This is a genomic window from Hyphobacterium vulgare (genome assembly GCF_042643335.1).
Taxonomy (GTDB): Bacteria; Pseudomonadota; Alphaproteobacteria; order Caulobacterales; family Maricaulaceae; genus Hyphobacterium; species Hyphobacterium vulgare.
Genome location: NZ_JBHRSV010000020.1, coordinates 52,450 through 72,305, shown reverse-complemented (window position 1 = coordinate 72,305; position 19,856 = coordinate 52,450). Strand labels below are relative to the sequence as shown.

21 protein-coding genes are annotated in these 19,856 nt (G+C 65.0%); 17 read left to right on the top strand and 4 right to left on the bottom strand.

Going from position 1 to position 19,856, the window contains the following annotated elements:
• The first annotated feature begins 264 nt into the window (after nt 1-264).
• From ACFOOR_RS11175 to ACFOOR_RS11100, 16 genes are all read left to right on the top strand, one after another.
• The gene (locus ACFOOR_RS11175; RefSeq protein ID WP_343164696.1) at nt 265-2,031 is read left to right on the top strand and encodes an ABC transporter ATP-binding protein; all 1,767 of its coding nucleotides are present in this window, start codon (nt 265-267) and stop codon (nt 2,029-2,031) included.
• 65 nt (nt 2,032-2,096) lie between these two features.
• Entirely contained in the window at nt 2,097-3,932 is a 1,836-nt protein-coding gene (locus ACFOOR_RS11170; RefSeq protein WP_343164697.1) for a tetratricopeptide repeat protein, read from the top strand.
• A 73-nt stretch (nt 3,933-4,005) separates the two neighbouring features.
• Nucleotides 4,006-5,250, top strand: a complete 1,245-nt coding sequence (locus tag ACFOOR_RS11165) for a hypothetical protein (RefSeq protein WP_343164698.1) — start codon at nt 4,006-4,008, stop codon at nt 5,248-5,250.
• A gap of 46 nt (nt 5,251-5,296) precedes the next feature.
• Nucleotides 5,297-5,809, top strand: coding sequence for a response regulator transcription factor (locus tag ACFOOR_RS11160; protein ID WP_343164699.1), 513 nt, complete (start codon nt 5,297-5,299; stop codon nt 5,807-5,809).
• A gap of 84 nt (nt 5,810-5,893) precedes the next feature.
• Nucleotides 5,894-6,427, top strand: coding sequence for a DUF4199 domain-containing protein (locus tag ACFOOR_RS11155; RefSeq protein WP_343164700.1), 534 nt, complete (start codon nt 5,894-5,896; stop codon nt 6,425-6,427).
• A gap of 72 nt (nt 6,428-6,499) precedes the next feature.
• Entirely contained in the window at nt 6,500-7,315 is an 816-nt protein-coding gene (locus ACFOOR_RS11150; protein ID WP_343164701.1) for a hypothetical protein, read from the top strand.
• An 89-nt stretch (nt 7,316-7,404) separates the two neighbouring features.
• Nucleotides 7,405-8,157 (top strand): hypothetical protein, encoded by a 753-nt coding sequence (locus tag ACFOOR_RS11145; RefSeq protein WP_343164702.1) that lies wholly within the window; start codon nt 7,405-7,407, stop codon nt 8,155-8,157.
• Between the two features lie 207 nt (nt 8,158-8,364).
• Entirely contained in the window at nt 8,365-9,486 is a 1,122-nt protein-coding gene (locus ACFOOR_RS11140; protein ID WP_343164703.1) for a DUF3500 domain-containing protein, read from the top strand.
• Nucleotides 9,483-10,208, top strand: coding sequence for a hypothetical protein (locus ACFOOR_RS11135; RefSeq protein ID WP_343164704.1), 726 nt, complete (start codon nt 9,483-9,485; stop codon nt 10,206-10,208). The genes ACFOOR_RS11140 and ACFOOR_RS11135 overlap by 4 nt, the downstream gene beginning before the upstream one ends.
• Complete coding sequence (locus ACFOOR_RS11130; RefSeq protein ID WP_343164705.1) at nt 10,205-10,933, top strand: hypothetical protein; 729 nt, start codon at nt 10,205-10,207, stop codon at nt 10,931-10,933. The genes ACFOOR_RS11135 and ACFOOR_RS11130 overlap by 4 nt, the downstream gene beginning before the upstream one ends.
• The gene (locus tag ACFOOR_RS11125) at nt 10,930-11,703 is read left to right on the top strand and encodes a hypothetical protein (protein ID WP_343164706.1); all 774 of its coding nucleotides are present in this window, start codon (nt 10,930-10,932) and stop codon (nt 11,701-11,703) included. Before ACFOOR_RS11130 ends, ACFOOR_RS11125 begins: the two co-directional genes overlap by 4 nt.
• Before the next feature lie 20 nt (nt 11,704-11,723).
• On the top strand, nt 11,724-12,365 hold the full coding sequence (locus ACFOOR_RS11120; protein ID WP_343164707.1) for a hypothetical protein: 642 nt from the start codon (nt 11,724-11,726) through the stop codon (nt 12,363-12,365).
• A gap of 50 nt (nt 12,366-12,415) precedes the next feature.
• Complete coding sequence (locus tag ACFOOR_RS11115) at nt 12,416-13,366, top strand: nucleoside hydrolase (RefSeq protein WP_343164708.1); 951 nt, start codon at nt 12,416-12,418, stop codon at nt 13,364-13,366.
• Nucleotides 13,363-14,235, top strand: a complete 873-nt coding sequence (locus tag ACFOOR_RS11110; RefSeq protein WP_343164709.1) for a ribokinase — start codon at nt 13,363-13,365, stop codon at nt 14,233-14,235. The genes ACFOOR_RS11115 and ACFOOR_RS11110 overlap by 4 nt, the downstream gene beginning before the upstream one ends.
• A complete protein-coding gene (locus ACFOOR_RS11105; protein ID WP_343164710.1) occupies nt 14,232-15,155 on the top strand; it encodes an isopenicillin N synthase family dioxygenase in 924 nt (307 codons plus the stop codon). Before ACFOOR_RS11110 ends, ACFOOR_RS11105 begins: the two co-directional genes overlap by 4 nt.
• Before the next feature lie 27 nt (nt 15,156-15,182).
• Nucleotides 15,183-16,067, top strand: coding sequence for a DMT family transporter (locus tag ACFOOR_RS11100; RefSeq protein ID WP_343164711.1), 885 nt, complete (start codon nt 15,183-15,185; stop codon nt 16,065-16,067).
• Here the strand turns inward: ACFOOR_RS11100 and ACFOOR_RS11095 are convergent.
• The 4 genes from ACFOOR_RS11095 to ACFOOR_RS11080 form a co-directional block, all read right to left on the bottom strand.
• Entirely contained in the window at nt 16,037-17,227 is a 1,191-nt protein-coding gene (locus tag ACFOOR_RS11095; RefSeq protein WP_343164712.1) for a cupin domain-containing protein, read from the bottom strand. The two genes, ACFOOR_RS11100 and ACFOOR_RS11095, sit on opposite strands and share 31 nt — an antisense overlap.
• A 162-nt stretch (nt 17,228-17,389) precedes the next feature.
• On the bottom strand, nt 17,390-17,929 hold the full coding sequence (locus ACFOOR_RS11090; RefSeq protein ID WP_343164713.1) for a hypothetical protein: 540 nt from the start codon (nt 17,927-17,929) through the stop codon (nt 17,390-17,392).
• Between the two features lie 72 nt (nt 17,930-18,001).
• Nucleotides 18,002-18,511, bottom strand: a complete 510-nt coding sequence (locus ACFOOR_RS11085) for a hypothetical protein (RefSeq protein WP_343164714.1) — start codon at nt 18,509-18,511, stop codon at nt 18,002-18,004.
• Nucleotides 18,512-18,786: 275 nt separating this feature from the next.
• Nucleotides 18,787-19,125, bottom strand: coding sequence for a hypothetical protein (locus tag ACFOOR_RS11080; RefSeq protein ID WP_343164715.1), 339 nt, complete (start codon nt 19,123-19,125; stop codon nt 18,787-18,789).
• A gap of 230 nt (nt 19,126-19,355) precedes the next feature.
• On the opposite strand from ACFOOR_RS11080, the gene ruvC reads away from it, so the two are divergent.
• Nucleotides 19,356-19,856 carry a crossover junction endodeoxyribonuclease RuvC gene (gene ruvC / locus ACFOOR_RS11075; RefSeq protein WP_343164818.1) on the top strand — a complete coding sequence of 167 codons (501 nt, stop codon included), beginning with the start codon at nt 19,356-19,358 and terminating at the stop codon, nt 19,854-19,856.

Here is a 19,856-nt window from a genome sequence, read left to right as displayed (position 1 = left end):
GCCACACGGTGAACGTAAATTTCTCCACCAGGGGTGGTCACGTCCGCCCGACAGGCGTAGAGGCAGCGCCCCGATAACGGAACGAGGTCCGCACCGACCCATGTACCAATCCTGAAACGCGCCGGACGGCTGATCGATCGTCCGACCCGCCATTGACCGAACGCCGCGCGATGCGGCCACCGGCATAGCGGGCCTCCACGATCCCGAAAGCCATTTCCGATGTTTCATGATTGATGGGAGAAGGGCCGACCGCCCTTCGGTGCCATGACCGACCTTGCTGAAAATACGCCCCGCACGCTGTCCAATCTGCGGGTCATCGCTTTCCTGATCCGCCAGTGGCGGCGCCGTCCGGCATTCTTCGCGACGATCATCGCCTTCACGATGACCGCGACGGTGCTCGACGTCTTCGTGCCGATCGCGGCCGGAGCGCTGATCGACGCGCTGACCAATCCCGACAGCAGCCACACGCACTGGGCGGCCTATGCGGCCTTCCTGAGCTTCGCCATCGGCGTGAATGCCTGCCGCCAGATCGCCATCCGCTTCGAGGTGCGCTTCTCCTCGGCGAACATGGCCGACATGGTGTCGGAAGCCTTCGCCAAGGTGCAGCGCTTCTCGCTCGACTGGCATGCCAACACCTTCGCCGGCAGCGTGGTCCGCAAGGTGACGCGCGGCATGTGGGCCTATGACGTGATCACGGCGACGACCTGGTTCGGCCTGATCCCCTCGGTCAGCGTGATGTACGGGCTTGGCCTCTACATGCTGTTCAACTGGCCCGTTGTCGGAGCGTTCTCGCTGACCGTCACGACGATCTTCGTCGTCCTGACGATCCTGGCGTCGACGATGTATATCCGGCCGCAGAACATCCGCTCCAACGCGATCGACTCGGAACTGGGCGGGGCCGTGGCCGACGTGGTCGGCGGCATTGCGACGGTGAAGAGCTTCGGCGGCGAAGCGCGCGAGAATGACCGGTTCAGCCGGCTGGCCTGGCGCTGGCGCGCCGAGGTGAAGAAGACCTGGCTGCGCTTCGTCAATACGTGGCTGATCCAGATCGTCGCCATCCTGTCATTGCAGGCGGGGCTGACGGGTCTCTTGATCCACATGTGGTCGAGCGGGCAGGCCAGCCCGGGCGATGTTGTCTTCGCGATCACCGCCTTCCTGCAGATGGCCGGTTACATGCGGCGCTTCGGCGAGGAGTTCCAGAACGTCCAGCGCGGTCTCGACGAGATCCAGGACATCGCCCTGTTCGAGGACATGGAGGTCCAGATCGAGGATGCGCCGGACGCGCCGGACTTCGTGCCGGGTGCGGGCGAGATCGTGTTCGACGACGTGACCTTCGCCTACGAGAACGCGGCCGGTGCGCTCTACGAGGACTTCACCCTGACGATCACGCCGGGCGAAAAGGTCGCGTTGGTCGGCCCCACCGGTGCCGGCAAGTCGACCTTCGTGAAGCTGGTCCAGCGCCTCTACGACGTGACCGGCGGGGCGATCCGCATCGACGGGCAGGATGTCCGCGAGGTGACGCAGGCGAGCCTCAGGAGCGCCGTCGCGCTGGTGCCTCAGGACCCGGTCCTGTTCCACCGCTCGATCGCGGAAAACATCGCCTATGCGCGTCCCGACGCCTCGATGAAGGAGATCCGCCGGGCGGCGCGGCTCGCCCATGCGGACGGCTTCATCACCGCCCTGCCCCAGGGCTACGACACGCTCGTGGGTGAGCGCGGCGTAAAGCTGTCGGGCGGTGAGCGCCAGCGCGTGGCGATCGCGCGGGCGATTCTCGCCGATGCGCCAATCCTGATTTTCGACGAGGCGACGTCCAGCCTCGACAACGAGACGGAGCGCGAGGTGCAGGCGGCGATGGAAGCGGCGACCGCGGGCAAGACGACGCTCGTCATTGCCCACCGCCTGTCGACCATCCGCGATGCGGACCGGATTCTCGTTTTCGAGAAGGGCCGTGTCGTGGAACAGGGCACGCACGACCGGCTGATGTCGGACGACGGGCTCTACGCCCGGCTCGCGGCCGTCGCGGCGGGGTAAGTCTCTCTAAATTCTCGTTTTCTCCTGCCGCGTGTGCTAGTCAGGCGGCAGGGGGAGACAGATTGATGACAGGTTTGCTGGCCGAGCTTCGCCGCCGCAACGTGTTTCGTGTGGCGGCGGCCTATCTGGTCGTGGGCTGGCTGACGCTTCAGATCGTCTCGTTGATCGAGGCACCGCTGGGCCTGCCGGACTGGACCGATACGCTGGTCATCGTTCTGATCGGCATCGGCTTTCCCATTGCCCTGCTGCTGGCCTGGGCGTTCGAGATGACGCCAGAGGGCATGAAGCTGACGGTTGCCGTGCCCGCAGAAGACAGCATTGCCTCACAAACCGCGCGAAAGCTGGATTTTGCCATCGTCGCCGGGCTGGTCGTGCTTGTCGGCGTCATCGTCTGGCAGCAATTGGCGAGCCCGCAAGCGGCAACCGCTCCTGAACTCGCGGCGCGAGCGGAAGCGGGCGAAGGCGCATCCGTCGCCGTCCTGCCCTTCGCCGACATGAGCCCCGATAGCGATCAGGCCTATTTCGCCGACGGCATTTCAGAAGAAATCCTCAATGTGCTGGTCCGCATTCCCGGCCTGCAGGTCGCGGGACGAACCTCCAGCTTTGCCTATCGGGGTCAGGACCAGGATTTGCGCGAGATCGGCAGTGCGCTGAATGTCAGCCATGTTCTGGAGGGCAGCGTGCGCCGCAGCGGGACGCGGCTTCGGATCACCGCCCAGTTGATCCGTTCCGAGGACGGTTTTCATCTCTGGTCGGAGACCTATGACCGGGAACTGACCGATATTTTCGATATCCAGGACGAGATCGCGGGGGCGGTTGCCGATGAGCTCGCCACATCGCTGGGGCTCGACAATGGTGCGGTCAGCGTTGCCCGAACCTCTGATATGGCCGCCTACGAAACCTTCCTTCATGCCCGCCAACTCTATCGCGACCGTGGTCAGGACAATCTTGAACTCGCGGCTGCCATGCTGACCGAAACGCTGGCGCGCGACCCGGAATACGGGCCCGGCTGGACTGTACTGGCCGGGGTGTATCTGGTGATGCCCTATTACCGTCAGGGCGACAGCGCACCGGCTCCCGAGCTTCGGATGAGATGGAATGCCCTGACCGTTGAGACCGCGCGCCGGGCAATTACGATCAATCCGGCCGACGCCCAGGCCCATGCCTTTCTTGGATCGGCGCTGGCCGAGAACTGGAACTGGGTCGAGGGGCTGGACATGCTGGACCGGGCCGTGGCCCTCGCGCCCAACGATCCCGACGTCCTCGACACGGCTGCTCAGATACTCGGAAAGGTGGGCTATGGAGCGGAAGCGCTGGCGCTCTCTGAGCGTGCTGTCGCGCTCGATCCGCAGGGGGCAATTTTCCTCAACACGTTGGGAAACCTGCTCGCCATACAGGGCCGGTTTGACGAATCGGACGCGCAATTCCGCGCCTCAATCGACATCGACCCGAGTCTGCGCTTCCCCTATGCGAACCTGATGTGGAGCCATGCCCGGGCCGGGGACATTGCCGGAACCCAGTCCGCGCTCACCACCTTGCTCGACCGTGGCCACCCGGCTCCGGCAGATGAGGATTTGATCGAGCCCTTCATCGCTGCTCAAACCCTGGCAGAGATACAAGCGCTAGCCGCCGAAAGCCGGGGCTTTGTCCGAACCCTGTATTCCTTGCTGGCGTCCGACATGGAGTATTTTTTCTCTCAGGTTCCGGTCGGGACTGCCAGCGGCCGGCCCACGAATTGGGCCAGCTACAACCCATTCTGGCAAACTTTCAGCGGCGAAGTTTTCGCCGATCCGCGATGGAAAGACTGGGTCCGCCGTGGGGGCCTGGTGGATCTTTGGAGGGCGCGCGGCTTCCCGCCGCAATGCCGCCCTGTGGGCGCGGATGACTTTCGCTGCGAATAGCGCTGCGTCCAGCTTTCCTGCATCCGATCTTTCTCCTTGCCGCATCCCTTGGGCAGCAAAGAGGGAGGACTGGATGAAAATCCTGACAGGGGCGCTGGCCCTGACGAGCGTGATGTCGGCGGGTGCGGCGGCGCAGTTCGGCGAGCCGGTCTATCACTATGAGGGCGAGATGACCGCCGATGTGGAGACCGGATTCGTCGATCTCGTCTGGCGGATCTCGGTGCTCGACCCGGACGCGGAGAGCGTCACCTTCCTGATCGCGCCGAGCCTCCAGAATATCGCGGTCGGCGGCGACGTGGCGCGCTTCGAGGCCGCCGAACAGGGGCCGTTCCAGGCCATTGTGATCGCACTGGAACCGTCCAGCGGTGCGGTGCGCACCATCGAGCTGGGGTATGACGGCGTGCTTTTCCCGGAACCGCCGAACAACGAAATCAATGCCGTTGCGCCCGACCGGGTGGAGTTGTCGGTGGACGGATTCTGGCTGCCGGTCGATGCGACGTTCCAGGGCTATCTGACTGCCGATCTGACGGTCGATGTCGGCGCGCCCTGGCTCGGCGTGGCGAACGGCACGGTCGAGCAGCTTCCGACCGGTGTGCGTATCCGCAATGACGATGCGTCACTCGACATCGCCTTCACCCTCGCCCCGGATTTCCGGGTGACGGAGGCGGACGGCTTCACGCTCTACGATCTGCGCGACACGGATGCGGGAACCGACCGGCTGATCGAGGCGGCAAGCTTCTGCTTCAACTATCTGGACCCGCTTTACGGGGAAAACAGCCCGCTTCCCGAGGCGCATTTCGTGATCCATCGCCGCAGCGAGAGCGCCTACAACCGGCGCAGCTACATCACGTTGACCGATATTTCCGACACCGAAGACCAGCCGTTGACCCAGTTCCTGTGCCATGAACTGGCGCACCACTGGAGCATGGGGGCGAATTTCAACACGGTGGAGAACTGGCTGAACGAGGCCTTCGCCGATCAGGCGGGGAATATGGCGGTGCGTGAACGGTTCGGCGAAGACGCCTTCATCGCGCGGATGAACCGCTACCGGGCGCGGATCGAGGGGCAGGAATTGCCGCCGATCTGGGTACCGGGCGCCACCGAACGGCCACCCTATATGGTCAGCTATCTCGCCGGTCCCGTGGCCCTTTGGGAGCTGGAAGTGCGTATCGGACGGCCGCGTTTCGCGGAATTCATGCGCCGCTACATGACCGACCCGGTCAACACGACGCCGGACCTGCTCGACATGCTCGAAGACGTCGCCGGGCGCGAGGACCGGGACTGGTTCGAGGATAGGCTGGGCCGAGCAACGCCATAGACCACTACCGATTGCCGTCCGGCCCGCCTTGGGCGAGACTTCACACATGGGGAGACTCAGGGGTTTCAGGGGATGGACGACAATCATCCTCGCCGGGGCCGCGCTGGCCGCGGCGGCCTTCGCGCTGGAATGGCTGGAATACCGCTTCTGGATGCGGCGGATGGGGATCGAGGTCTTTCTGATCGTCGTGGGTGCCGGATTCGCGGCGATCGGTCTGTGGACTGGCATGCGTCTGACCCGCCGGACCGCCCCCGCGCCCTTCATCCGCAATGACGCCGCCATCGCCGCGCTGGGCCTGACGCCGCGCGAGATGGAGGTGCTGGAGACGCTCGTCACGGGTGAGAGCAACAAGGCGCTCGCCCGCACGCTTGGCGTTTCGCCCAACACGGTGAAGACGCATGCCGCCCGGCTCTATTCCAAGATGGAGGTCTCCGGCCGCGTGCAGGCGATCGAAAAGGCGCGCGCCCTGCGGCTGATTCCGGCGCGGGGTGACGAACCGGGCGCCCCGCCGGGCGGTCACCCGGATGGACCCATTCGCGAAAATCACCCGACCGGGTGACGACGCGATCGGGCCGGGTGCCGATCGTGCCGGGGTCAGACACAGCGCGCCGTCGTCATGCAAGACGGCCAGGAGGGATTTCACATGACACGCATCATTCTGATCTTCGGCACCATCTCGGGCCTGATCGTTTCGGCTCTCATGCTGGGTTCGATTGCCCTGATGGGCGACGCGCACGGCGGGTCCGGCTCGATGCTGACGGGCTATCTGATCATGCTCGTCGCGCTCAGCTTCATCTTCGTGGCGGTGAAGCGGCACCGCGATACCCATCTCGGCGGGACGATCAAATTCTGGCCGGCTCTGGGCGTCGGTCTCGGCGTCGCGCTGGTCGCAGGCCTGTTCTACGTCATCGCCTGGGAAGTCTATTTCAACATCTGGGCGCGCGATTTCATGGACGTGTATCTCGCCTCGCAGATCGAGGCGCAGCAGGCGAACGGGGCGAGTGCGGCCGAGATCGAGGAATTCCGAGCCGGGATGGAGCCGATGATGGACCTCTACCAGAACTGGTGGTTCCGCATGCCGATCACCTTCACCGAGATCGCGCCGGTCGGCCTCCTGGTGGCGATCCTGTCGGCGGCCATCCTGCGCAATCCGGGCGTTCTGCCGCGGCGGGCCTAGCGATCGGGTGTCACATTAGGGTTGCATACCGCACGCATGGTTCTTCCCGGTGTCGCCAAGGGAGGAAGCACCATGCGTGCCTTGATCGCCCGATTGTGTTGCGTGCTCTCGCTCCAATTGCTGCTGCCGGCACCCCTGCTGGCGCAACAAACGGCCATCGATGATGCGCCTCGGCGCGTCTTGTCTCACTGGACAGGCGATATTCAGCTGTCGGGCGAAGCCCGCGAAGGCACGAATGTCGGGCGGGGCATAACCCTCAGCGGAAATGGCATCAACATCGATCCGCGCCGGATGGGCGGACGCCGCGAGGCCATCAATACGACGGTCCGGCTGCGCATCTGGGTCGGTGAAGACGGCATACTTTACGTTCAGGCGGACAATGACTGCACAGGCGCCATGTTCCCGGTGGACGGCCGTGCCCTGTCGGAGAGCGGCGGTGGCCGGTTCGATGTCGATTATGCCTATACCAACGCCCCGGCGCGGTGCACGGGTGGCGGACAGGTCTACAACCGGATACGGGAAATCTACTTGTACCGGACGGCCAATGAGGACATCCGGCTGCAATACTATTCGAGCTGGAATTTCACCTCGCCCTATCAGGGCCGGGCGGAAGTCGCCGGTGAGACCCTGTTGCGCGCCGTATACGAGACGGTGCAGCCACAGCGCCGGCCGAATACCTCAAATTCCGGTGCTTCGAGCAATGACGGGGTCTGGCTGCTTCTGCTTCTTGGCGCTGTCGTCATTGGCGGAGCGATGATGAACGCCTCGGGCAACTCCGGAACCGGCTATGACGACACGGACGGTGTTTGCACCTTCATTGAAAGTCCGATGAGGGACCAGTATGGTCCCATGCCGGTCCCCGATCCGGACGACCCTGATTGCCCCTGAATGCGAGGACCGGGACGCAAGGTTTTCCTTTCTTGTCCCCAAGCAATTGAAGAATGTGCTTAACTCCGTCCCGGGGGAGGCTTCGGGACATGATTCTGAGCCGCATTACGAAAGCCATCCGCGAACAGAACTGGTTCGCTGTGGCGATCGAGTTCCTGATCGTCATCCTCGGTGTGGTGATCGGTTTTCAGGTGACGGAATGGGCGCAGGCGCGCGCGGATGCGGAGCGCGAGACGCTCATGCTGACCCGGCTTCATGGCGAGGCCGAAACAAATGTCCGGTACTTCAGTCAGCAGGTCGAGGCCCGGCGGGACAGCGATGCGCGTCGGGACGTTCTGATCCAAAGCCTGCTGGCCGGCGATTTCGAGAATGTCGATCCCCGCGAGCTGGTCGGCGGAATTTTTTCGGCGGGGAACCTGCAGGAGCCCACACCCTCCCGCGTCGTCTATGACGAGATCGTCAGCGCGGGACTGACTTCGCGCATAGGCGATGAAGCGATGCGGATCGCGCTTGCGGAATACTGGTCGGAAATCGACAGCCTGCGTACGAACAATGATCGGCGACGGGAAGAAGCCCTCGCCTTTCCCCGATCGATTGCGGCTCAGGATGAGTTTCTCGAAATCGACTATGACGCCGACCACCCGCTGCGCCGCCGCTACTCGATAGATCCGGAAAGAGCGGCCCAGTCGGAGGATTTCATGGACTTCGTCTTTTTCGGGAACACGCGGAGCCGCATGTTGACGATCAGATGGGCGGAGGCGCTCGATAGAGCCATTGCCTTGTGCGAGGAGACGGCGCGGCTGACGGAAAGACCCTGTGAAGTGCCGGAGCTGGCCCCATAATCCTCGCCCGCATCACCCGCGCCGTGCGTGAGCAGAACCAGTTCGCCGTTCCTCTCAAAGGTACAGTTCAATGGGATGATGCGGAAAACATGCACGCCCGGGACGCAACAGGATAGCTGTCCGGTATAAAGGCTGTACTCAGCCTCTCTATTAATTTGGTGACACGGTGAACCGCAATGACGTAGTAAAACAGTCGGGGGGGATACCATGAAATATTTCATTCTTGTGCTGCTGAGCACGATTCTGACCGGCGCTGCCCATGCGCATCCGGATCACGCCGAGACCGGCATGCAACACGAGGCTGCGGCCATGGCGGCGGCTGCCGCCGACTTCCTCGTAACACTGGACGAGGATCAACGGTCCAGCGTGCTGTTTGACCTGAGCGACACCGAGGCGCGCGAGGGCTGGAGCAACCTGCCGACGACGATGGCTCCGAGGTCCGGGCTGCAGATCGCCACACTGAACGACACCCAACGCATTGCGCTGCATAGGCTTCTGGCGCGCGGACTGTCCAGCGAAGGGTATGGCGATGCCATGCACATCATGACGCTGGAAACCTATCTCCGGGCCGGTGTCGAAGCCGCCATCGCGGAACGGGGCGAGGACCTGTCCGACGAGGACCGGGAGCGGGCGACAAGCCGGATGGAGGCGAATGACCCGGAAAACTACTGGGTCCGGATTTTCGGCGACCCGGCGTCCGGCACCTGGTCACTGGTGCTTGACGGGCATCATCTGGCGGTGACGGCGACCGTGGTCGAAGGCCGCATCGCCTTCACGCCGGTTTTCCTCGGAAACAATCCGCAGACGATCCAGACCGGCACATATGCAGGCCGGCGCTCGCTTCAGCACGAACTGGACCGGGTGGCCGACCTGATGGCGTCGCTCGAAACCGAGCAGATGGATGAGCTGGTTCAGTCAGATGACACGCGGGACAGCGCCAGATTTGCCGGTCCGGACTGGGTACCGGACATGGAGGCGGCACCCGTGGGGCTGTCCGCCGCTGATCTGAACGCAGAGCAACAGATCATGCTGACCTATGCGATCCGGGAGTTCATCGGGACGGCGACGATGGCCGCGGCAGATGCACAAATGGCCCGCATCGAGGCGGACGGGCTGGACAACATCATGCTGGCCTGGTGGGGCGATTACACGGATCTGTCCCGGCGCTTCATGTTGCGCATCACGGGGCCCTCCCTGCATATCGACTTCACCCGCACCGGCAGAGAGGACCGTCCCAACCACTTCCACATCGTGATCCGCGACCCGTCCAACGAATACGGCTCGGACTGGCTGCGGACGCATTATGAAGAAGCGCATGCCGAAGAATGATCCTCGCCCGTCTCACCCGCGCCATCCGGGCGCAGAACTGGTTCGCTGTGGCGATCGAGTTCCTGATCGTCATCCTCGGTGTGGTGATCGGTTTTCAGGTGACGGCGTGGAACGCCGCGCGGCAGGACCGGGCGCTTGAAGCCGTGATCATCTGCCGTCTTGTGGACGATTTCGCGGTCATCGGGCCGGACGCCCGGCAGCATTTGAGCGATGCGCATCGCACGGCCGAACAGGCAAGCGCCCTGGTTCAGGCCGCACAGGACGGGCTCGATCTGGACAGTCTCGGCCAGTTTTCAAACGAGATGTTCATGCTTCGGGTGCCGCCCGCCGGGTCCGCCACCTATGCGCAACTGATCTCGAACGGGGATATCGGACTGATCCGGTCTTCCGAACTGCGCGCGGCGCTGACCGATTTCGGCGAGCATATCGAACGGCACCAGCGCGCGGGATCGGATCTGGCAAACGCGGTGTTCGATCCCGGCGCACCGGTCTTCGGTGCGGTCACCCTGACTCCGCCAGAGATCGAGGCGCTGGCCCCGTCCCAACGCGAGGCGCTGCAGGCCGTCATCGGCGGCGTCGACTTCCTGCTCGCGACACAGATGGTCGAACAGATGGCAACTGCCAGCCTGAGCTGGAAAACCACAACGGTTGAGAAGCTGGAGCGTGTCGAACGATCGTTAGCGAGTCACGCGGCGCATTGCGTGGAGGGGGCGACTCCATGATCCTCGCCCGCATCTCCAAGGCCATCCGCGAGCAGAACTGGTTCGCCGTTGCGCTGGAATTCATCATCGTCATCGCCGGTGTGGTGATCGGTTTTCAGGTCACGGCGTGGAATGCGGCGCGCGTCAATCAGGCGCGCGAAGCGGCCTATATCGAACGGCTGCGTGACGACTTCGTCGACATCGAGACCACGACGCGGGGCGGCATTGAATCCTACACCGAGATGTTCGAGGCCGCGGATCGCATCATGGCCTTCATCGAAAGCGGGGAGGCCGAACCGGCCGATGACGCGGCGTTCCGCAGTGATCTGTCGTCGATCCTGCTGGGGACGATACCGCCACCGCGATCGACCACGTTCCGGGAGATGGAATCGGCCGGTCAGCTGTCGTTGATCTCAGATCCAGAACTGCGCGAAATGCTGATCGAGATCGACGCCCTCCTGGCGCGATACGACCGGGTCTTTGCATTCGTTTTTACCCAGCAGGACCGCTACGGCGAATATCTCAACCGGTATCTGGTTTATCAGGACACGCTCGGCGAATCCGGCGTGCCCGACGTCCCCGGCGTGTCGCGCTATGATCTGGCCGCGATGCGGGCCGACCCACAATTCCTGCCCGCCATGTCGACACTGCGCCGGGGTCACGGATTCAACGTGTACTGGCTGCACTCGGTCCAGGCGGAGGTCACGACTCTGCGTGCCGAACTTGATGAACGGATTGCCGAATGATCCTCTCCCGCATCTCGAAGGCCGTCCGTGAACAGAACTGGTTCGCCGTGGCGATCGAGTTCGTGATCGTCATCCTCGGCGTGGTGATCGGTTTTCAGGTCACGGCGTGGAACGCACAGCGCGTGGCCAACGACCGGGCCGAGGTGCTGACCGCGCGCCTGATCGAGGACATGCAGGCCGAGCAGTGGCGCGTCATCGGGGTCACCACCTATTACGAACAGGTCGCCGACAACGCCCAGCGTGCGCTCGACACGCTGGAGGGCCGGCGCGAGACCGATGACCGCACCCTGGTGGTCGAGGCCTTCCGGGCCACGCAGATTTTCAGCTTTCCGGTCATCCGCACGACCTATGAGGAACTGGTTTCCACCGGGACGATCGATCTGATCGCCGACGACGCGCTGATCGCCGGAGCCATCGAATATTACGAGACCGGGCAGGAGGAGATCAGCTATCAAAATCCCGATCGCCCCTACCGCTTTGCCTTCTTCGCCCTCGCCGAGCGCGACCTTTATGACGCGCTGGCGGACACGTGTGCGGAGCCGCGCACCCTGACGATCGGCGACTATGACGCGCTGCCCGGCCTGCTCCTGTCTGCGTGCGAGATCGAGGGGCATGACGAGGCCTTCGCCCAAATCGCGCAGCGCCTGCGCACGAGCGACACGATCCGGCCCCTGCTGCGCCAACGCGCGGTCGAAGCGTCGCTCGAAAGCCGGTCCCAGGCCTATTGGCTGGACATGTTCAGGCGGATCCTGCCGCCGGTATCCGAATGAGTTCAATCCGGGGGGATGACATGAACCAGATGGTGCGCGGAGAGCGCTTCTTCTTCTTTCACAGCCTGGTGCTGTTCGCGATCGTCGTGACGGGCTTTCCGCTGCACGCCATCGTGAATGCCGACCATCTACCGCCGATGCGGCCGCTGCTGCACGTTCATGCGCTTCTCATGGGATTCTGGTTTGCGCTGGTCGTGGTGCAGACAGGGCTGATCGGGCGCGGCCAGTATGCGCTGCACAAGACGCTGGGCGCGGCCAGCCTGATCCTCGTCGCGGCGATGCTGCCGTCCGGAATCTGGGTGTCCTACGAGAACATGCTGCGGACCGGCTCGCCGCAAATCCTCTACGTGAATACGCTCAACGCGACATTCTTCGCCCTCTACTATCTGATGGCGCTGAACTGGCGGAACACGCCGGCTTTGCACAAGCGCTTCATGATGCTGGCGAGCCTGTCGCTGATGTTTCCGGCACTGGCGCGCGTCGGCTACGTGCTGGACCTCAACCCGTTTGCCGTCCTTCCGATGTGGCTGGTGCTGCTCTTCGCCTTGCCGACCTATGACCTGATCCGGGAGCGGAAGATCAAGCGGGCCACGGCCGTGGGCCTGATCCTGACACTCGTCTATCTCGGCATCGCCATCTCCATCGGGCCGCCGCCCGAGTGATGCGGAGCATTCCGCTCGAGGAATCGCGGCGCTAGTCTCGGGCCATACCCTTGGCCGAAGGATCCGGCGTGCCGCAATCTGCCCCCCGCCCGCTCATCATCGACTGCGATCCCGGCGTGGACGATTGCATGGCGCTGTTCGCGGCGGCGGCGTCCCCCGAATTCGATCTGATGGCGGTTTGTACGGTCGCAGGCAATGTGCGGGTCGAGACCTGTACCGCCAATGCGCTCGGCGCGCTGGCGCTCGCCGGCCGGGGCGATGTGCCCGTCTATTCCGGATGCCAGACGCCGCTGTCGGTCGAACCGGTCTTCGCCGATCACATCCATGGTGAGAGCGGGCTGGGGTGCGCCGTCCTGCCCCCGCCGCAGCGGGGTGCGGAGCCGGTCGACGCGGTCAGCTGGCTGATTGAAACGCTGCGCACGGCGGACACGCCGCTCACGCTCGCCATAACCGGGCCGGCGACCAATCTGGCCACCGCCCTGATGGAGGCACCGGACATCACGGCGGGGATCGCCGAGATCGTCGTCATGGGCGGGGCGGATCTGGAGGGCGGCAACATCACGCCGCACGCCGAGTTCAATGTCTATGCCGACCCCCATGCCGCGCAGATCGTTCTGGCGTGCGGCCGGCCCATTACCGTGATCGGGCTCGACACGACGCTGCAATTGCGCTGCACGCCCGCGCGGATGGACCGGCTGCGCGCCATCGGCTCACCGGCCGCGCACGCGGGTTGGGACATGATGGCGCACGTCAACGCCATCTATGGCGAGATCTATGGGGCCGAGGGCGCGGCGCTGCACGATCCGTGCGTCATCCTCTACCTGTTGCGGCCGGATCTGTTCACAGCCGAACCGGCGCGGATCGCCGCGCTGACGGAAGGCGAGATGCGCGGGCATAGTTCGGTGACAAGGGGCAGTCCGGACGCCAATGCGGTGTGGACGACCGGGATCGACGCGGAAGCCGCCTTCGACCTTCTGCTGGAGAGGATCGCCCGTTTATGAGCGCGCCCCGCATCACCGTCGCCGGATCGGTCAATCTCGACCTCGTCGCGCGCTGCGACCACCTGCCGGTGGCGGGCGAGACCGTGCTGGGCGGCGTGTTCGCGCAGCATCCGGGCGGCAAGGGCGCGAACCAGGCGCTCGCCGCGCGGCGGCTGGGTGCCGAGGTCGAGATGCTCGCCTGTGTCGGCAGCGATGCGAATGCCGAAGCCGCGCTGTCGCTCTTGCAGGCGGACGGGGTCGGTCTGGCAGGCTGTCATTCCCTGACCTGTGCAGCGACCGGCATCGCTCTCATCGCGGTCAGCGACAGCGGAGAGAACCAGATCGTGGTCGCGCCGGGGGCGAACGCGGCCTTCACCCCGGACTTGTTGCCGGACATCATCGACGGCGCGCTGATCGCGCAGCTGGAAATCCCGATCGAGACCGTTTTCGAAGCCGCGGCGCGTTGCACCGGCTTCGTTGCCCTCAATCTCGCACCGGCCGCGGACGTGCCGGGCGAATTGCTGCAGCGGGCGCATCTGATTGTCGTCAATGAGGGCGAAGCGGCCTTCTACGGACTGGACCGGTTGAAAGCGGCGGGCGGTCTGCTGGCCGTCACGCTCGGGGCGGCCGGTGCTGTGCTCTGTCGCGATGGCGCCGAGATCGCCCGGGCGGCCCCGCCGGACGTGACAGTCGTCGACACGACCGGTGCCGGCGACACCTTCGTCGCCGCGCTGACCGTCGCCTTGCTCGAGGGCCAGACAGACGCTGACGCCCTGACCTTCGCCTGCGCGGCGAGTGCCTTGTCGGTGACGCGCGAGGGCGCGCAGCCCAGCCTGCCGCGGCGCAAGGATGTTGACGCCCTGATCGCGGCGGGAAACACAGGCGCATGACCGACGCGATCGCACATCTCGACCTCAAGGATTTCACGAGCGGCGACACCGCCCGCCGAGCGGGCTTCGTCCGCCAGCTCATGGACGGGCTCAAACGCCACGGCTTCATCACGCTGGAAGGCCACGGCGTCGATACGGATCTGCTCGATGACAGCTATCGCCTCTCGGCGGCGTTTTTCGCACTGCCGGACGCCGAAAAGCGGCGGCATGCCGGCGCGCTGCGCGGCTATACGCCGTTCGGGGTGGAGCACGCGAAGGACCATGACGTGCCGGATCTGAAGGAGTTCTGGCAGATCGGGCACGAGGCGCGTCCGGGCGAAGCCGTGGAACACCCGAATGTCTGGCCCCAGACGCCGGCCGGGTTCCGCGACACGTTCGAAACCCTGTTCGACTGCCTGTTCGATACCGGCCGCGAACTCCTGAAAGCGATCGCGATCGGGCTCGACCTGCCGGAAGACTGGTTCGAAGCGCGCGTGAAGGGCGGTACGTCGCTCTTGCGCCTGCTGCACTACCCGCCCATCCCGGCGGGGGCCGATCCGCGTTCGATCCGCGCCGCCGCGCATGAGGACATCAATCTGATCACGCTGCTGGTCGCGGCCGAGGGGTCGGGTCTGGAATTGCTCGACCGGGACGGGCAGTGGAAGCCGGTCGAGAATGAGCGCGGCCATCTCGTCGTCGATACCGGGGACATGATGGCGCGCCTGACCGGCGGGGTGATCCCGGCGACCACGCACCGCGTGGTCAATCCCTCGGGACCGAATGTCAGCCGCTATTCCATGCCCTTCTTCCTGCAGCCGAAGTCCGACGTGGTGCTGGAATGCGTGCCGTCCTGCCGTGAAGCCGGCCGGCCCGAAGCGCCGGTTACGGCGGGCGAGTTCCTCAATGAGCGGCTGCGGGATATCGGATTGCCGGCGAGCTGACGGCATGCGCCAGCCCGGAGATTCTCAGTGACGAATGCACGTCCGGCGCTGCACTTCACTCCGTCCGTGACCTTCGCACTGGCGGCGCTGGCGATTGCCGCCTTCGCGGGCAATTCCCTGCTGACGCGTGCGGCCCTGTCTGGCGAGCTGATCGGGCCCGGCGCGTTCGGGACGATCCGGCTGGCCAGCGGTGCCGCGGCGCTCATGGTGTTCTGCCTGCTGACGCGCCGGGATATCCGGCCCCGGATCACGGATTTGCCCGGCGCGGCCGCGCTGGCCGTCTATACCGGCTTCTTTTCCTTCGCCTATGTCGCGCTCGATGCAGCATCGGGCGCGCTGATCCTGTTCGCCGCGGTCGGCGGAACGGTGACGATCGCCTCGCTACGCCACGGGGTGTCCGCGAGAGAAATCGGCGGACTGATGATCGCCTTTGCCGGTCTCGTCTGGTTGCTGCTGCCGGGAAGTGGCGGCGCGGCGCCCGGCGCGGCGGCCCTGATGGCGGTGGCCGGCGTCGCCTGGGGCGTCTACACATTGCGCGGGCGTGCGGGGGGCGATCCGGTCGGCCGGACGGCGCGCAATTTCGCGCTCGCCTGGCCCTTCCTGCTGCCGGCGATGCTGATCACCGGGTTCGACGATGTCACGGGGCACGGGATCACGCTCGCGATCGTCTGCGGCGTGATCACGTCTGCGGCGGGGTATTCGGTCTGGTATCTCTGCCTGCCGCGGCTGCCGGTCATTGCGTCAGGCAGCGTGCAACTGGCGACGCCGGCGGCAGCCGCACTGGGCGGAGTCCTGTTGCTCGGAGAACCGGCGGGATGGCGGCTGGCCGGAGCCAGCGCGCTCATCCTTGCCGGAATTGCCCTGACGTTGATCCGCCGGCGTCAGGCCGGTTCGATCACACCGAAGGCATAGAGCTTGTTCAGCGATTCCTGGGCCTCGCCCGCCTCCAGCATCGAGAAGCTGGCAAGCGATATCTCGCCGCCATCGAGCATGGCCTGAATCGCGGGCTCGGCTGAAAGCTTGAAGGTCAATTCGCCGCCCGCTGTGATCAGGACGAGCGCTTCCTTCTCGGCGTTTTCAGCCAGCCGCCAGGGCGCGAGTGCACGCAGCCGGAATTTCGCACCAGGCTGCATCGGGGCGGCCCGGCCGACGATTGCGCCGGCGGAATCGGGTTGGCGCGAGCGGATGAAGGTGTCGGTGAACAGATCCATCGCGCTGTCGAGTTCAAGCTCCTTGCCGAGCACGGCGACGAGGTCCTTGAAATGCGCGGTGGCCTTCGTGCGGTCGAAGTCGTCGCGGGCGAAGCCCGGCGGCAGCGAGCGGCGGAAGCCGGGGTGGTCGAGCGCAACCTCGGAAACAGCCTCGAGCATGAGGTCGGCCCAGGTCTTCACGATCAGACCGCAGGTGATGTGCAGCGAGTCGCCCGTCCCCGCGGTCGAAGCGTCGTGCACCATGCCGCGCGGGACGTAGGCGCAATCGCCCGCTTTCAGGACGAAGCTCTCGACCGGCTCGCTGATCTCGTGCTGACCCGACTGGAAGCCCTCGCCGCGATACGGATTCTCGATCGGCGTGTTGTAGAGACGCCAATGTTTCTCGCCTTCGACCTGCAGCACGAAGACGTCATGGTCGTCGTAATGCGTACGGAAACCCTGCGAGTTCGGCGGCGTCAGATAGATGTTGGTCTGCACGTGGCAGGACAGGACCGATTCCAGCGCGCGGCAGAAATCCTTCAGCTTCGCGTCCATCTGGTGCAGTTGCGGCAGGATCAGCGTCGCGCCATCGCGATAGAGATCGGAGATTGCACCACGGTCCGCGCCGCCGCCGGGAAACAGGAACTGGTCGCGGTGAACCGGGGGTTCGGCACGCGCCATGTCGACCTGGGCACCGTCGAGATCGATCGAGGCGAGCATCTCATCGATCCGAGCGATCGACAGCAGGTCCCGGTAACGATTCGGCTCGTCGCGTCGGACGATCAGGGCCTTCGCCTCATGGTAATTGGCGAAGAAATCGTCCCGATCGCTCGGTCCGATCACATAATCCAGCGGGTTCGCCCGCCAGGGCGCATTCTTCATGGTCGTCCGTCTCCCCGAAAACCATACTAAATGTAAGGATAATCGTCGTTGGATGTGATGTCAGGCGGCAATTCAGCGGGCTGAATCATGCCAGGATGAAGCTATTCCGCCGCGCGGGCCTGTCAAAGACCGGCGCGGCAGAATATCCGAACTTTCATGCTGTCAGCAGCGACGGCCGCCTCCGACCGGGTCCGCATAGGCCCCGGTATCGCTGTCGGTGCAGCTGCGGCGACCGCCGCGGCCGTTCCCGACCGGGTCAGCATAGGCGCCGGTGTCGCTGTCGGTGATGCCGGAATTGCCGCCGCGGCCACGACCGCCGCGTCCATTTCCGACGGGGTCGGCATAGGCACCGGTATCGTTGTCCGTGATGCCGGAATTGCCGCCGCGTCCGCGCGTGCCGCGGCCGTTGCCGACCGGATCGGCATAGGCACCCGTATCATTGTCGGTGATCCCGGAACTGCCGCCGCCGCGCCCGCCGCCAACAGGGTCATAGGGATCGCTGTCGGTCACGCCCGAGCGGTAGCCGCTGCCCCGGCCGTATCCCGCGGCATCGGCATAGGCCCCGGCGTCGGAATCGGTGATCCCGGTATAGTATCCGGTGGTGGCGCAGCCGCTGACGGCACCCGCCGCCCCGGTCGCAATCGCCACACCGCCGGCACGGGTCAGGAATGAGCGGCGGCTGAGCTTGCCCTTCTTGGCCATGACTGGCCTCCTTTGTCGCTGCGTCGCAGTGAAAAGCGGCGCCCCCTTTCAGGAGGCGCCGCCTTCGTCACTCTAGTGATCGGTCCCGCGGCCATAGCCTGCGGCATCGGCATTACTGCCGGAATCGCCGTCGGTCAGACCGGTATAGCCCCGCCGAGGCCCGCGGCCATTGCCGCCCGGGTCGCCCCAGCTGCCCGAGTCAGCGTCGGTGTAGCCGGTCCGGCGGCTGCCGCCGCGGCCGTTGCCAACCGGGTCGGACGGATCGCTGTCAGTGATGCCGGATGTGCGTCCGCCACGGCCATTGCCAACCGGATCGGACGGGTCGCTGTCGGTCACGCCCGAGCGGCGCGTGCCGCGGCCGTAGCCGACGCGATCGGCACCACCACCAGTATCGCTGTCGGTCACACCGGTGCGGCCATAGCCGACGCGGTCAGCACCGCTGCCGGTGTCGCTGTCGGTGCGGCCCGTGTAATTCTGTGCGCTCGCCGCGCCCGTGATCGTCGCCGCCGCGCCCGTTGCGACGGCCGTACCGGCCACCCGGGTGAGGAATGAACGGCGGCTGATCTTGCCTTTTTTCGCCATGGCTGAACTGTCCCTGTCTGATGAACCGGCTCAAGGCCGGCTCCCCCGCGCACGGAGCCTAGGTCCAGTGCAAGCACAGGGTCAATTGCAGAAGACCATTTTCCCTTGAAATTCCGCAAATTACCGCGAGTGGTTCGCAACTGCAGTGTGAATGCGTATTATTCTCAAAACATGCGGCAATAAAGACCGCCGAAGCGGTCATCTGCGCCCAGAATCGGGAGCCAAAGGAAAAGCGGGAGGCAGCCTGGCTGCCTCCCGCCCCCAAACCTGGCTCGTCAGCCGCGGCCGCGGCCCGCGGGGTCGCCGCAGGAACCGGAGTCGCTGTCCGTGTAGCCGGTGTTGCCACGGCCGTACCCGCCCGCGTCGGCGCAGCTGTTGCTGTCCGCGTCGGTGTAGCCGGTGGCAGCCGTGCCGTGATTGACCATATCGTTCGGATCAGAGTCCGTACGGCCGGTGCGGCCATTGCCTGCCGGATCGCTCGGATCGCTGTCAGTGCGGCCCGAACGCTGAATCGTCGCGGCACCCGCGACAGAAGCGATCGCACCGGTCGCCGCGACCCCGCCCGCAACGCGGGTCAGGAACGAACGACGGCTGATCTTACCTTTTTTCGCCATGATACTCCCCCTGCAAACCTTAATAGAGATCAAGTCCCTAGCGGCGCCAAGAAAGGGATTCCGAGTGCGGTGGTCAAGAATTATTCGTGAGAGTGCGAATTGCTCGCAATATTTTTCACTGAAATCCACCTGAGGATGCAATCTGCGACGGCCAAACCTGAGAACAACTCGCATTGTCGCTGCGATCACGCGATTGCGGGAAGCCGGACGTGGCGGTCTATGATGCGGCAATGACAGGCGCGATTCGAATACTGGGAATCGATCCGGGATTGCGGCGCACCGGATGGGGCGTGATCCGGGTCGAGGGCACGCGGTTGTCCTGCATCGCGCACGGCGTGATCGCGCCGCCCGCAAACGCAGCGCTTTCCGACCGGCTGCTCGCTGTCATGTCGGGCCTCGAAGCAGTGATTGCCGAGCACACGCCGGATGAAGCCGCCGCCGAAGAGACCTTCATGGCCGAAAACGCGATGAGCGCGCTGAAGCTGGGCCATGCCCGCGCGGCCGCCATGCTGGCGCCCGCGCGCGCCGGCCTGTCGGTCGCCGAATACGCGGCTCGGCTGGTCAAGAAGTCGGTTGTCGGAACCGGCGCGGCGGACAAGAACCAGATCGCCGCGATGATCCGGGTCCTGCTGCCGGGCACGGGCGCGAAGGCGGATGCCGCCGACGCGCTGGCCGTGGCCATCTGTCACGCGCATCATCGCGGCGCGCGCAAACTGTCGGGAGCGGCGTAA